Here is a 14,076-nt window from a genome sequence, read left to right as displayed (position 1 = left end):
GCTCTGTTTCCTTTTACCCGGGACCCTTATCTTTGCCCGCACCAAACAGCACTTGCCAAGCAAGAAGGTTCCTTAGATGTCCAACAGTATGGGTATTGCCAGCGCGTTCGTTTTGTCGTCCTTGTTCCTTTCGCCAGTGGTCATGGCCGAAGAGTCGCCCGCCTTTGTCGCGCAGAATGCCGCACGGGCAGCCGCCTTCGACAAAGCCCAGACCGAACTGACCGCCAAGGCGCAAAACCCTGAGCACACCCCGCAAGCAGCGACTGTCCAGGCTCAGCCCCAGGTTGAGAAAGACAGCTGATCGCTCATCGTTTCGAGTTTCCCTCGACACTTCACTCGGCTCTTTCCCACGTGAAGTTGTCTTAAAAGCCGCTGCTATCAGCGGCTTTTTTTTGTTGTGTTTTTGCCCCGCCCGTACGCGTCCCCCTTCATGAGAAACACCGGATTTCAAACAATGACCCTACAGGTCATTGCGCCAAGGAGCTGTATCCCACGTGAGTATCACCGTCAAACTGAGTCCCCTGTTCATTGCAATCGCCGCAACGATCACCCCCGCCCAGGCCGCCGAAAATTCCCCGCGCGAAGGTTTTGTCGAGGGTTCCAGCCTCAACCTCAGTGCCCGCAACTACTACATGAACCGCAATCGCCTGCAGCAGGCTGACGACAATATCGAGTGGGGCCAGGGTTTGCTGGGGCTCTTCGAGTCGGGTTATACCCAAGGCCCGCTGGGCTTTGGCCTGGACGCCAATGCCATGCTTGGGCTCAAACTCGATGGTGGGGGCGGCACTGACGGCTCCAGCATCCTGCCGATCGGCGATGGCAACGGCAAAGCGCCGGGGTCGTTTTCCACCGGCGGTGCGACCCTGAAAATGCGCGCCATGGACACTGAGCTCAAGGCCGGTGACCTGTTTCTCAATAACCCGGTGATTGCCGGCGGCATGAGTCGCCTGTTGCCGCAGACCTTTCGCGGCGTCAGCCTGAGCAACCAGAGCTTCGATGGCTGGCTGCTCGAAGGTGGCCAGGCCAGTTTCACCAAGCCGTACAACCAGAGCGGACATCAGCGCATCGGCACCTCCTACGGAACTTTGGCCGACGGTGACGAAAGCCGCCACCTGAACTGGGCCGGCGTGGCCTGGAGCGCGGTGCCAGGGCTGAGCAGCAGCCTGTATGCCTCCGAACTCAAGGACGTGTGGAACCAGTACTACTACGACCTCGACTACCGCTACGCGCTGAGCGAGCACACCAGCCTGAACCCGGGCCTGCACTACTATCACACCCAGGACAGCGGCGAAGCGCTGCTGGGGGCGATCGACAACAACACTTACAGCCTGCATTTGACCCTCGGCGTCGGCAGTCATAGCGTCACGGCCGCGTATCAGCGGGTGAACGGCAACACGCCGTTTGACTACATCGCCCAGGGCGACAGCGTCTACCTCGACAATTCGCAGCAGTATTCGGACTTCAACGGCCCCAACGAGCGTTCGTGGAAGCTCAAGTACGCCTTTGATTTTGCCGGTGTCGGCGTGCCGGGCCTGACGTCGGCCCTGTCCTATTCGCGCGGTACCCTGAACCTGCGCAAGGTGGACCCGGACAGCCCCGGCTATGGTGCGTACTACAACGCGGACGGTCAGCACGCCAAGCATTGGGAACGTGACCTCGACCTGCAGTACGTCGTCCAGAACGGCACGGCGAAAAACCTCGCCGTGCGCCTGCAATGGGCGACCAACCGCGGTGGCAACGGCTATGGCGCACTGGACAACGATACCGACGAGTACCGAGTGATCCTCGACTACCCGCTGAACGTTTTCTAAGGCGAACGCCCTCCCCCGTAGGCGCGAGCGTGTTCGCGCCTATCAGGAATGGAGCTCGCAAAATTGATCGGTATCCCGCCATTGGGCTGGCCTTTTGTCCGCACCGGATCTATACATGCACTAGGCAATCAATTAACGAACTGATATCTGCAATGCCGCCCGGCCCGTCCGGGAACTACGCTGATGATGTCCCTTTGCAGAAATCAGAACCATGAGTGCAAGCCGTACGCACCTTCACTTGACGGGCAACACCCACCGGCCGGAATTCATGCTGATTCTCGGCAGTTCCCTGACCGTGATTGCCATCATCGCCATCGTCACCTTCCTGCTGATACGCGAACACGCCTACGCGATGCAGACGGCGACCCGTAGCGCGACCAACATCGTGCAATTGATCGATGCGGATGTGCTGCGCAACGTCGAACTCTATGACCTGTCGCTGCAAGGCCTGATCGCCGCCGCCCAGCGAGACGACCTGAAGCAGGTGTCGCCACAGATCCGCCACCTGGTGCTGTTCGATCGCTCCAGCACCGCACGCTTCAAGGGCGACCTGCTGTTACTGGACAAGTATGGCAATGTGATTGCCGACTCCTCCCGGGTGGAACCCAAGCCGGGGAACTTCGCCGACCGTGATTACTTCCTGGCCCATGCGTTCAACGATGACACCGGGATGTTCATCAGCCGTCCCTTCAAACCCCGTTGTGTATGCCCCGACAATGAGCAGTGGCGCATCAGTTTCAGCCGGCGCATCTCTTCACCCTCTGGTGAGTTTCTCGGCGTGGCCGTGGCGTCCATGCGTCTCGCGTATTTCGACGAGCTGTTCAAGAGCCTGAACATCGGCAACGACAGCACCCTCAATGTGCTCGACAAGGACGGTATTCTGCTCGCGCAAAAACCCATGCTGCGTGACAACAGCATCGGTAAGAGCTTCGGCAATCGGCCCAATGTGGTTCGCATCATGCGTGAAGGCAGTGGCAGTTTCAGCAGCGTCTCAAGCATGGACCACCGCAATCGCCTGTACACCTTCTCGCGCGTGGGCAACCTGCCATTGACGGTGATGGTGGCGCTGTCCATGGACGAAGTCTTTGCCACCTGGAAACGTACCGCCTATGTGATCAGTGGCGCCACCGGCGTGCTGTGCATCGGCCTGATGTGGCTGGCCCTGCTGCTGTGTCGCGAACTGCGCTTGCGCCAGCACGCCGAGCAGGAACTGGCCCATCAGGCGGCCATTGATCCACTCACCGGAGTCGCCAACCGCCGCACCCTGGATGCGGTGTTGAACCGCGAATGGTCGCGTGCCCATCGGTCGGGTAAACCGCTGTCGGTGCTGATGATCGACGCCGATCACTTCAAAGCCTTCAATGACCTTCACGGCCATCAGCACGGGGATGATGCGTTGCGCGTGCTGGCGAGGGTCATCAGCGAAAACATCCGCCGCCCGGCTGATCTCGCGGCACGCTATGGCGGCGAAGAGTTCGCCGCGGTGCTGCCCGAGACCGATACCGCCGGTGCACTGCGCATCGCTGAAAACATCCGTGCGGCGGTCGAACAACTACCGCCCTTTGCCGCCGGCGCATCACCCATGACCGTCAGCATCGGTCTCAGTACCTCCACGGGACAGCCGAATCAGAGCCTGGAAAACCTGATGTACACCGCTGACAAGGCCCTGTACAAGGCCAAACACCAGGGGCGCAACTGCGTGGTCAGCGCGCAGGCGTAGGTCTGGCCTGTGCGGCAGGCATAAAAAAAGGCCACCCGAAGGCAGCCTTTAAAAACTAGAGAGGTTTTTACTTACACCGCCGCAACCGGGCGCATGTAAGAGATCGGAGCAGTGCTGGCGTCTTCAAAGGTCACGACTTCCCAAGCATCTGTCTGCTCAATCAATTTGCGCAGAAGCTGGTTGTTCAGTGCGTGGCCGGACTTGAAGCCCTTGAACTCACCAATCAGGCTATTGCCCAGCAGGTAGAGGTCGCCAATGGCGTCGAGGATCTTGTGTTTGACGAATTCGTCTTCGTAGCGAAGGCCGTCTTCGTTCAATACACCGTCCGCATCGACCACGATGGCATTTTCAACGCTACCGCCGAGTGCGAGGTTGTGCTTGCGCAGGTACTCGATATCACTCATGAAACCAAAGGTCCGGGCGCGGCTGACTTCTTTTACGAACGAAGTGCTGGAAAAATCCACGCTGGCACTTTGGGTGCGGTCACGAAACACCGGGTGATCGAAATCGATCTCGAAGCTCACCTTGAAACCTTCGAAAGGGACAAAAGTGGCGCGCTTGTCGCCATCTTCCACAGTCACTTCACGCAGGATACGGATGAACTTCTTGGCGGCATCCTGTTCTTCCAGGCCAGCCGATTGAATCAAGAATACAAAAGGTCCAGCGCTACCATCCATGATTGGCACTTCGGACGCGGAGAGCTCGACGTAGGCGTTATCGATGCCCAGGCCAGCCATGGCCGAGAGCAAGTGCTCCACCGTGTCCACTTTGACGTCACCGTTGACCAGAGTGGTCGACATGGTGGTTTCGCCAACGTTTTCTGCGCGAGCAGGAATCTGCACCACAGGGTCGAGATCGGCACGACAAAACACAATGCCAGTGTCGACAGGTGCAGGCTTGAGGGTCAGGTAGACCTTCTCCCCGGAGTGCAGGCCGACACCTGTGGCACGGATAATATTCTTCAGGGTGCGTTGTTTAATCATGGCATGGGCCGCTTCAGCGCAAAGTGCGAACTGGTATCAACAAAGGCTGGCGATAATAGCAGACCAGACCTTTGCTGAACACCAATCAACTTAATACGCCTGATACATTTCATCAATCGGCCTGACGACGCAGGAATGCCGGGATATCCAGGTAATCCAGATCGTCTTGCGGATTGAGCTTTGCTGCCGCCGCTGCGCCGGCCTGAGCCTGGTTGCGCATCACGGTTGGACGGTCCAGGTCGCGGTAGTTCACCGACGGCATTTCCGGACGTGCGGCAGCGGCAGAAGGAGCCGGGGCGCTGGTCATGGAAGTGTGGACGGTGTTGTCGATGACCTTGACCGGCTTCTCGATTTTCGCGCCCAGACCGGTCGCAACGACGGTCACGTGCAGTTCGTCGCGCATGTCCGGATCGATAACGGTACCGACCTTGACCATGGCGTGCTCGGAAGCGAAGGCTTCGATGATGCTACCCACGTCGGAGTACTCACCCAGGGACAGGTCAGGACCGGCGGTGATGTTCACCAGGATGCCACGCGCGCCTTGCAGGTTGACGTCTTCGAGCAACGGGTTGCGGATGGCCGCTTCAGTTGCTTCACGTGCACGGTTCGGACCGCTGGCGCAGCCAGTGCCCATCATCGCCATGCCCATTTCGCTCATCACGGTACGCACGTCAGCGAAGTCGACGTTGATCATGCCCGGACGCTTGATGATGTCGGAGATACCGCGCACGGCACCGGCCAGCACGTCGTCAGCCTTGGCGAAAGCCGACAGCAGGCTGGCGTCCTTACCGAGGATGGTCAGCAGCTTTTCGTTGGGAATGGTGATCAACGAGTCGACGCTTTCGGACAGCAGGCGGATACCTTCGTCGGCCAGCTGCATGCGCTTGCGACCTTCGAACGGGAACGGACGGGTCACCACCGCAACGGTGAGGATCCCCATTTCCTTGGCCACTTCGGCGATCACAGGTGCAGCACCGGTACCGGTACCACCGCCCATGCCCGTGGTAATGAACACCATGTTGGTGCCCGCCAGTACTTCGGCGATGCGCTCACGGTCTTCCATGGCGGCCTGACGACCGACTTCAGGGTTCGCGCCGGCGCCCAGGCCTTTGGTCACGCTGGTGCCCAGTTGCAGGATGGTCCGCGCGCTGATGCTTTTCAGCGCCTGGGCATCAGTGTTGGCGCAGATGAACTCAACGCCTTCAATGTTGCTCTTGACCATGTGGTTGACAGCGTTGCCGCCGCCTCCGCCAACACCGATGACTTTAATGACCGGGCTTGCGGGGATGTTGTCTACGAGTTCGAACATTTTCCCTCTCCTTCAATTCTCTAGTTTTTTCGCCTACTGCGCCTACTGCTTGTAACGGTGTTGCGGTAAATCTTCAGAAATTGCCCTGGACCCAGCTCTTGATGCGGTCGAGCAACGGGCTCTTGGCCTCTTCGTTGCTGTAGCTATCGCGGCTGCTGCTGATCCCCGAGAAGGAAATGCCGTCGGACTGCTTTTGCAGGCCGTACATCAGCAAACCAACACCGGTTGAATAAATCGGGTTGCGCACAACATCGTCCAGGCCCTTGACGCCGTGGGGCACGCCCAGGCGGACCGGCATGTGGAAAATCTCTTCGGCCAGCTCTACCGCGCCTTCCATTTTCGACGTACCGCCGGTCAGCACGATGCCGGCCGGGATCAGGTCTTCGTAGCCGCTGCGACGCAGCTCGGCCTGGATCAAGGTGAACAGCTCGTCGTAACGCGGCTCGACCACTTCGGCCAGGGCCTGGCGGGACAGCTCGCGGGGCGGACGGTCACCGACACTTGGCACTTTGATGGTTTCACCGGCACCGGCCAGCTTGGCCAGGGCGCAGGCGTAACGGATCTTGATTTCCTCGGCGTACTGGGTCGGGGTGCGCAGCGCCATGGCGATGTCGTTGGTCACCTGGTCGCCGGCAATCGGGATCACCGCGGTATGGCGGATAGCGCCTTCAGTGAAGATCGCGATGTCGGTGGTACCGCCACCGATGTCCACCAGGCACACACCCAGCTCTTTCTCGTCATCGGTCAGCACCGAGTACGCCGAAGCCAGTTGCTCGAGGATGATGTCGTCGATTTCCAGGCCGCAGCGGCGTACGCATTTTTCAATGTTCTGTGCTGCATTGACCGCGCAGGTGACCACGTGGACCTTGGCCTCCAAACGCACGCCGGACATGCCCAGCGGCTCGCGCACGCCTTCCTGGTTATCGATCACGTAGTCCTGCGGCAAGGTGTGCAGGACCCGCTGGTCGGCCGGGATCGCGACTGCCTGGGCGGCGTCGAGGACGCGCTCAAGGTCGGCGGAGCTGACTTCGCGATCACGGATCGCCACGATGCCGTGGGAGTTCAGGCTGCGGATGTGATTGCCCGCCACGCCAACGAACGCCGAGTGGATCCGGCAACCGGCCATCAGTTGCGCTTCTTCGATGGCGCGCTGGATCGACTGCACGGTGGACTCGATGTTCACCACCACGCCCTTCTTCAGGCCGCGGGAAGGATGGGTACCGATCCCGACGATTTCCAGTTGGCCATCGGCCGCGACCTCGCCTACCAGTGCCACCACCTTGGAGGTACCGATATCCAGACCGACGATCATTTTGCCGCTTTGCACGTTTGCCATGGTCCTGCCTCTTCTCAATTCTTCGCGACGGCGGGTTGGGCCGTCGTGGGCGCTACAGGTTCCCGCCAGCCGACGGCAAGGCCGTTGGCATAACGCAGGTCGATGCGCGCTATGTTCGTAATCTGTTCTTTAAGCGTCTTGTCGTAGATGGCAAAGAAGCGGCGCATCTTTTCCACCAGGTTGCCGCGGCCCAACAACAACTCGATCCCCGGTCCCGCACTGCCGGCACCTGTGGTCAGGAACCAGCTGCCGCGTTCACGCAACTCCAGCCGGGCGATGGAAAAACCCAGTGGCCGAAGCATCTGGCTCAACACCTGATACTGCTGCATCACTTGCTGCTGGGCCCGCTGCGGGCCAAACAACTGTGGCAAATGTTCGTAGTTGGCCAGCTCACGCGGGGTAAACGCCTGGCCCTGGTTGTTCAGCAAGGCCTCGTCACCCCAACGGGCCACGGGCAGTTGTTCTTCCAGGCGAATCACCACCTGGTCAGGCCAGACACGACGCACTTCGGCGTGCGCGATCCACGGCATGGTTTCCAGTTCGGTGCGCATGCTCGCCAGGTCGATGGTGAGGAAGCTCGCCGCCACGTAGGGGGCGATCCGCTGCTGCACCGCTTGCTGGCTGATGTAGCTCAAGTCGCCCTGCACGTTGATCTTGCTGATCGGCCGGTCCACGTACGGCATCAGGCGCTGTGCACCCTCATAGGTACCGAAGCCCAACGCCACCAGCAGCACTGGCCAGAACACCGCTTTGAGAAAACCAAAATTGGCTTTCGGCAGGCGCACCGACATCGGCTCTTTGGCCACCATTCGGCTGGCACCCCGCGGTACCGGCTTGCGGCCGGGTGCGGGTGGCTGATGACGTAGCTGGGCGCCTTGCATGGACTTACCCTCGCGGCTCAATGCTTGCAGCCAGGATCGCCAACACCAACTGTTGGAAATCCAGGCCGGCTGCCCGGGCCGCCATCGGCACCAGGCTGTGATCGGTCATGCCCGGTGCGGTGTTGACTTCGAGGAACCAGAACTGCCCTTCGGCGTCCTGCATCACGTCAGCCCGTCCCCAACCGGCGATACCCAGCGCCTCACAGGCTTTCGCCGTGAGGTCCATGAGTTCTTGTTCCTTGGCACTGTCGAGGCCACACGGGATCCGGTACTGGGTATCGGAGGCCAGGTACTTGGCGTCGTAGTCGTAGAAAGTGTGTGGCGTACCCAGGGCGATCGGCGGCAACACCTGGTCGCGCAGCATGGCAATGGTGAACTCCGGACCTTGAATCCATTGTTCGACCAACACTTGCGAATCGTAGGTACTGGCCGCTTTCCAGGCGTCGGTCAATTCAGACGCTGATGTCACTTTGGCCATACCGATACTTGAACCTTCATGCGCCGGTTTGACGATCAAAGGGAAGCCCAGTTCCGTCGCAGCCGAAATACAATCCGCTTCGCTGCTCAGGACGGCGTGACGCGGGGTCGGAATACCCAGGGTATGCCAGACCTGTTTGGTGCGCAGTTTGTCCATGGCCAGGGCCGAAGCGAGAATGCCGCTGCCGGTGTAGGGAATACCCAGGCACTCGAGCAGGCCTTGCATGCTGCCGTCTTCACCGCCGCGACCGTGGAGAATGATGAACGCACGGTCGATCTTTTCATTGAGCAGGCGCTGCAGGAAGTCGTCGCCGACGTCGATGCCGAACGCATCGACACCGGCGCTCTGCAGGGCACTGAGCACAGCGTTACCGGATTTGAGCGACACTTCGCGCTCGGCGCTCTTGCCACCGAACAGCACGGCGACACGCCCGAAGTCTTGCGGGGCGATAGTCGAGAACAGGTTGGCGTAGGCTGCAGTCATTTCAACTTCCCCTCGCTAGGCGCGACAACGGCGCCTGCGAACAACGAACTTTTCAACAATTTGGGTGCAAGGCCACCGATATCACCGGCGCCCTGGCACAGAAGGATGTCTCCGGCACGCAGCAACGGCTTGACCAGCGGCGCGAGGTCAACGCCGCGCTCGATGTAGATCGGGTCAAGCTGGCCACGCTGGCGAATGCTGTTGCACAGCTTGCGGCTGTCGGCGCCCGGGATCGGCTCTTCGCCGGCCGGATAGACTTCCATCAGCAGCAGCACGTTGGCATCGGCCAGGACATTGACGAAGTCGTCATACAGGTCACGGGTGCGGCTGTAGCGGTGCGGCTGGTAGACCATCACCAGGCGGCGCTCCGGCCAGCCACCACGCACGGCCTGGATCACCGCGGCCACTTCGGTCGGATGATGACCGTAGTCGTCCACCAGCATCACGCTGCCGCCTTCGACTGGCAGTTCGCCGTAGACCTGGAAGCGACGGCCGACACCCTGGAAGCCCGACAGGCCCTGGACGATGGCTTCATCGCTGACGCCTTCGTCGGTGGCAATGCAGATGGTCGCCAGGGAGTTGAGCACGTTGTGATTGCCCGGCATGTTCACCGACACGTCCAGCGGCTCGCGATCGGGGCGCAGCACCGTGAAGAAGGTCTGCATGCCTTGCTGGCGAACATTGATTGCGCGCACGTCGGCGTCTTCGCTGAAACCGTAGGTGACGGTTGGGCGCTTGACCTGTGGCAGGATCTCGCGAACCACCGGGTCGTCCAGGCACACCACCGCCAGACCGTAGAACGGCAGGTTGTGCAGGAACTCGACGAAGGTTTTCTTCAGCTTGTTGAAGTCGCCGTCATAGGTCGCCATGTGGTCGGCGTCGATGTTGGTGACCACGGCCACCAGCGGCTGCAGGTGCAGGAAGCTGGCATCGCTTTCATCGGCTTCGGCGATCAGGTAGCGACTGGTGCCGAGCTGGGCATTGGTACCCGCTGCATTCAGGCGGCCACCGATGACGAAGGTCGGGTCCAGGCCACCGGCGGCGAACACCGAGGCGATCAGGCTGGTAGTGGTGGTTTTGCCGTGGGTACCGGCAACGGCGATGCCGTGGCGGTAGCGCATCAGCTCGGCCAGCATTTCGGCACGCGGCACCACCGGGATGCGGCGCTCGAGCGCGGTCGCCACTTCCGGGTTGGAGGTGTTCACGGCACTGGAGACCACCAGCACATCGGCATTGGCGGCGTTCTCGGCACGGTGGCCGAGGAAAATCTGTGCGCCAAAGGATTCCAGGCGCTCGGTCACGGGGGAAGCCTTGAGGTCGGAACCGGACACTTCATAGCCCAGGTTCAGCAACACTTCGGCGATCCCGCACATGCCCACACCGCCGATGCCGACGAAGTGGATACGACGGATACGGCGCATTTCCGGCTGCGGCATGGCTTTCTGATTCTCAACCATGAACCACCTCCAGGCAGATATCGACCACGTTACGGGTGGCATCCGGTTTGGCCAGGCGACGAGCTGCGCCAGCCATGTCGTTGAGTCGTTGTGGTTGCATCAGGACCTCGGTCAGGCGCGCAGCCAGTTCTGCGGCGCCGGTCGTTCTTTGCGGCATCAGGAAGGCAGCGCCTTCACGAGCCAAATAATCGGCATTGCGGGTCTGGTGATCGTCGATCGCGTGGGGCAGCGGCACCAGCATCGAGGGCAGACCGGCAGCAGCCAGCTCACTGACAGTCAGCGCACCTGCGCGACAGACCACCAGGTCGGCCCAGCCGTAGGCTTGGGCCATGTCTTTGATGAACGGCTGCACGTGCGCCTCGACGCCGGCAGCGCGGTAGCGCTCGGCTGTCACTTCATCGTGGTTTTTGCCAGCCTGGTGGAACACTTCCGGGCGCAGTTCGACGGGAACCTGCGACAGGGCTTCAGGCAGCAATTTATTCAAGGGTTCTGCCCCCAGGCTTCCGCCCAGGATCAGCAAACGCGCCTGGCGTCCGGCCAGGGCCGGGCGCGGGGTCTCGAGGAACAACTCGGCGCGCACCGGGTTACCGGTGGTCCGCCGACTGTCACGGGCAGCAAAGGTGTCCGGGAAAGCTTCGCAGACTCGCGCGGCCAAGGGCACCAGCAACCGATTGGCGGTACCGGCCACGGCATTCTGTTCGTGGACGATCACCGGCACGCCGGCCAACCTGGCCGCTACGCCACCAGGACCGGTGACATATCCGCCGAAACCCAGGACGCACACCGGTTTCAACTGACGGATGATCGCGCGCGCCTGGAACACCGCCTTGAGCAGCACAAAAGGCGCCTTGAGCAGGGACAACTTGCTCTTGCCGCGCAGGCCGCTGACGTTGATCAGGTGCAACGGCAGGCCCGCATTGGGCACCAACTCGTTTTCGATGCCACGCGGCGTGCCGAGCCAGTGCACGGTGTAGCCGCGCGCCTGAAACTCGCGGGCACAGGCCAGCGCCGGGAACACATGGCCGCCGGTGCCGCCCGCCATGATCAGCACGTTAGCGCCCATGGGTTGGCTCCTCGGCAAAATCGCTCTCCTTGAATTCCATCTCTTCGCTGCCCAGGTGGGTCCGACTCTCCCACTCGATACGCAGCAACAGCCCCAGGCACGCACAGCAGATCACCAGCGAGCTGCCGCCATAGCTGAGGAACGGCAAGGTCAGGCCCTTGGTCGGCAGCAGGCCGACGTTCACCCCGATGTTGATCAGAAACTGACCGATCCACAGGAACGACAAGCCGTAGGCGATGTAGGCGGCGAAGAACTGCTTGGACTTCTCGGCCCAGTAACCGATGTACATGCCACGGATGCAGACAAAGGTGAACAGTGCGACGGTGCACAGCGAGCCAATGGCGCCCAGCTCTTCGGCCAGGACCGAGAACACGAAGTCGGTGTGGGCTTCCGGCAGGTAGAACTGCTTCTGCACGCTGTTGCCCAGGCCAACCCCCAGCCACTCGCCGCGACCAAACGCGATCAGGGCCTGGGACAGTTGGTAACCGGCGCCGAACTGGTCGGCCCACGGATCGGCAAAGTTGGTCAGGCGCGCCATTCGATACGGCTGCACCTGAATCAACAGCACCACGGCCGCCACGGCCAGGACCACCATCAGGGAGAAGCGGAACAGCCCGACCCCGCCAAGGAACAGCATCGCGGCCGCCGCGCCCATCATCACCACGGTGGCACCGAAGTCCGGTTCCATCAGCAGCAGGCCCGCCATCGGCAGCAGCACGATGAACGGTTTGAAGAAGCCCATCCAGCTTTCTCGCACTTCTTTCTGCCGGCGCACCAGGTAACCGGCGAGGTAGATCACCACGAACACCTTGGCGATCTCGGAAGGCTGGACGTTGAAGAAGCTGAAGCCGATCCAGCGCATCGAGCCGTTCACTTCGCGGCCGATCCCCGGGATGATCACCATCACCAGCAGGCCGAACGCGCCAATCAGCATCAGCCAGCCCAGGCGTTGCCAGGTGGCGATCGGAATCATCATGGTGACGATGCAGGCCCCGAGGCCAAGCACGACGTAGATCAGGTGGCGAATCATGTAGTACAGGGCGCTGCCCGACTGCACGGCCGCCACTTCGGTGGACGCCGATGCAATCATCACCAGCCCCAGGCCGATCAGCGCCAGGCAACCGGCGAGCATCGGGAAGTCGAGGTCGATACCACGCCCGGTAATGATCGGCGAAGGATAAGGCTTGATGATGTTTCTCAGGTTCATGCCAAGTCCTCCACGGCCTGGGCGAACAGGTGCCCACGCTCTTCGTAGTTCTTGAACATGTCGAAACTGGCGCAGGCCGGCGACAGCAGCACCGCATCACCTGGCTGGGCCAGGGCACGGCATTGGGCGACCGCTTCGACCAGCGAGTTGACGCGAATCAGCGGTACACCGTCGCCGATGGCTTGGCCGATCAGCTCGCTGTCACGGCCCATCAACACCACCGCACGGCAGTTCGCCGCGACTGGATCACGCAGGTCCTTGAATTCGGCGCCCTTGCCATCGCCGCCGGCAATCAGCACCAGCTTGCCGTCGATGTCGGCACCCAGGCCTTCGATGGCCGCCAGGGCGGCACCGACGTTGGTGGCCTTGGAGTCGTTGTAGTAGCTCACGCCGTCCAGGTCACGCACCCACTGGCAGCGGTGCTCCAGGCCGGCGAAAGTACGCAGGGTGGCGAGCATGGCGTCGAACGGCAGGCCCACGGCGTGCCCCAGCGCCAAGGCCGCGAGGGCGTTGGACTGGTTGTGGGCGCCACGGATTTTCAGCTCGCGCACCGGCATCAGGTTGGTGAATTCGAAGGCCAGGTATTTCTCGCCATTCTCTTCACGCAGACCAAAGGCCTTGAAGTCAGGTTTGCCCAGGCCGAAGGTCCAGCATGGCAGGCCCTCCCCCATCAACGGCCGGCTCAGGGCGTCCTGGCGGTTGACCACCACTTGCCGCGCGCCGCGGAAGATCCGGTGCTTGGCCAGGTGGTAGGCCGGCAGGCCGCTGTAGCGGTCCATGTGGTCTTCGCTGACGTTGAGCACGGTGGCCACTTCAGCGCCCAGGTGGTCGGTGGTCTCGAGCTGGAAGCTGGACAGCTCCATCACGTACAGCTCGACGTCGTCGCGCAGCAGGTCGAGCGCCGGCGTACCCAGGTTGCCGCCCACGGCCACGCGCTTGCCGGCCGCAGCCGCCATGTCGCCGACCAGGGTAGTCACGGTACTTTTCGCGTTGGAGCCGCTGATGGCAACGATCGGCGCTTTCGCGTTACGCGCGAACAGTTCGATGTCGCCGGACAGTTTCACGCCACGGGCAGCCGCCGCCTGCAGGGCTGGAGTGGCCAGCGCCAGGCCGGGGCTCACGTAGAGCTCGTCGGCACGGCACAGGAACTCGACATCCAGCTCGCCACAACGCACTTCCACGTGCGGGTAGTCACGGCGCAGCGTGACCAGCTCCGGTGGATTGTCCCGCGTGTCGGCCACAGCGAACGCCACGCCCCGGTTCGCCAGGAAGCGAACCAGGGACATGCCGCTCTTGCCGAGGCCGACAACGATGCGGAAGTGGTCAGAAGCGATCAGAGACACTCGTT

At 61.6% G+C, this 14,076-nt stretch carries 12 protein-coding genes; 3 read left to right on the top strand and 9 right to left on the bottom strand.

The window, feature by feature from the left end; all coding sequences use genetic code 11:
* The first annotated feature begins 76 nt into the window (after positions 1 to 76).
* From Q1W70_RS15095 to Q1W70_RS15085, 3 genes are all read left to right on the top strand, one after another.
* Positions 77 to 301, top strand: coding sequence for a hypothetical protein (locus Q1W70_RS15095; RefSeq protein WP_166589701.1), 225 nt, complete (start codon positions 77 to 79; stop codon positions 299 to 301).
* Positions 302 to 494: 193 nt separating this feature from the next.
* Positions 495 to 1,811, top strand: coding sequence for an OprD family porin (locus tag Q1W70_RS15090; protein WP_166589702.1), 1,317 nt, complete (start codon positions 495 to 497; stop codon positions 1,809 to 1,811).
* A gap of 211 nt (positions 1,812 to 2,022) precedes the next feature.
* A complete protein-coding gene (locus Q1W70_RS15085) occupies positions 2,023 to 3,531 on the top strand; it encodes a sensor domain-containing diguanylate cyclase (protein ID WP_166589703.1) in 1,509 nt (502 codons plus the stop codon).
* A 71-nt stretch (positions 3,532 to 3,602) separates the two neighbouring features.
* Here the strand turns inward: Q1W70_RS15085 and lpxC are convergent, their stop codons facing one another.
* From lpxC to murD, 9 genes are all read right to left on the bottom strand, one after another.
* Positions 3,603 to 4,514 carry a UDP-3-O-acyl-N-acetylglucosamine deacetylase gene (gene lpxC / locus Q1W70_RS15080; RefSeq protein ID WP_007939852.1) on the bottom strand — a complete coding sequence of 304 codons (912 nt, stop codon included), beginning with the start codon at positions 4,512 to 4,514 and terminating at the stop codon, positions 3,603 to 3,605.
* Between the two features lie 112 nt (positions 4,515 to 4,626).
* Positions 4,627 to 5,823 carry a cell division protein FtsZ gene (ftsZ, locus tag Q1W70_RS15075; protein WP_095168932.1) on the bottom strand — a complete coding sequence of 399 codons (1,197 nt, stop codon included), beginning with the start codon at positions 5,821 to 5,823 and terminating at the stop codon, positions 4,627 to 4,629.
* A 73-nt stretch (positions 5,824 to 5,896) separates the two neighbouring features.
* The gene (ftsA, locus tag Q1W70_RS15070) at positions 5,897 to 7,159 is read right to left on the bottom strand and encodes a cell division protein FtsA (protein WP_095168933.1); all 1,263 of its coding nucleotides are present in this window, start codon (positions 7,157 to 7,159) and stop codon (positions 5,897 to 5,899) included.
* 14 nt (positions 7,160 to 7,173) lie between these two features.
* Positions 7,174 to 8,040 (bottom strand): cell division protein FtsQ/DivIB, encoded by an 867-nt coding sequence (locus Q1W70_RS15065; protein WP_166589704.1) that lies wholly within the window; start codon positions 8,038 to 8,040, stop codon positions 7,174 to 7,176.
* Between the two features lie 4 nt (positions 8,041 to 8,044).
* A complete protein-coding gene (locus Q1W70_RS15060) occupies positions 8,045 to 9,001 on the bottom strand; it encodes a D-alanine--D-alanine ligase (protein ID WP_166589705.1) in 957 nt (318 codons plus the stop codon).
* Entirely contained in the window at positions 8,998 to 10,458 is a 1,461-nt protein-coding gene (gene murC / locus Q1W70_RS15055; RefSeq protein ID WP_166589706.1) for a UDP-N-acetylmuramate--L-alanine ligase, read from the bottom strand. The genes Q1W70_RS15060 and murC overlap by 4 nt, the downstream gene beginning before the upstream one ends.
* Positions 10,451 to 11,521: an undecaprenyldiphospho-muramoylpentapeptide beta-N-acetylglucosaminyltransferase gene (gene murG, locus Q1W70_RS15050; RefSeq protein WP_166589707.1), complete on the bottom strand. Its 1,071-nt coding sequence runs from the start codon at positions 11,519 to 11,521 to the stop codon at positions 10,451 to 10,453. The genes murC and murG overlap by 8 nt, the downstream gene beginning before the upstream one ends.
* Positions 11,511 to 12,728, bottom strand: coding sequence for a putative lipid II flippase FtsW (gene ftsW / locus Q1W70_RS15045; protein ID WP_166589708.1), 1,218 nt, complete (start codon positions 12,726 to 12,728; stop codon positions 11,511 to 11,513). The genes murG and ftsW overlap by 11 nt, the downstream gene beginning before the upstream one ends.
* Positions 12,725 to 14,071: a UDP-N-acetylmuramoyl-L-alanine--D-glutamate ligase gene (gene murD, locus Q1W70_RS15040; protein ID WP_182342248.1), complete on the bottom strand. Its 1,347-nt coding sequence runs from the start codon at positions 14,069 to 14,071 to the stop codon at positions 12,725 to 12,727. Before murD ends, ftsW begins: the two co-directional genes overlap by 4 nt.
* Positions 14,072 to 14,076: the final 5 nt, after the last annotated feature.

Source organism: Pseudomonas kielensis (genome assembly GCF_030505375.1).
Taxonomy (GTDB): Bacteria; Pseudomonadota; Gammaproteobacteria; order Pseudomonadales; family Pseudomonadaceae; genus Aquipseudomonas; species Aquipseudomonas kielensis.
Note: the sequence above shows the minus strand (reverse complement) of the source record. Positions and strands in the feature narration are given on the sequence as shown.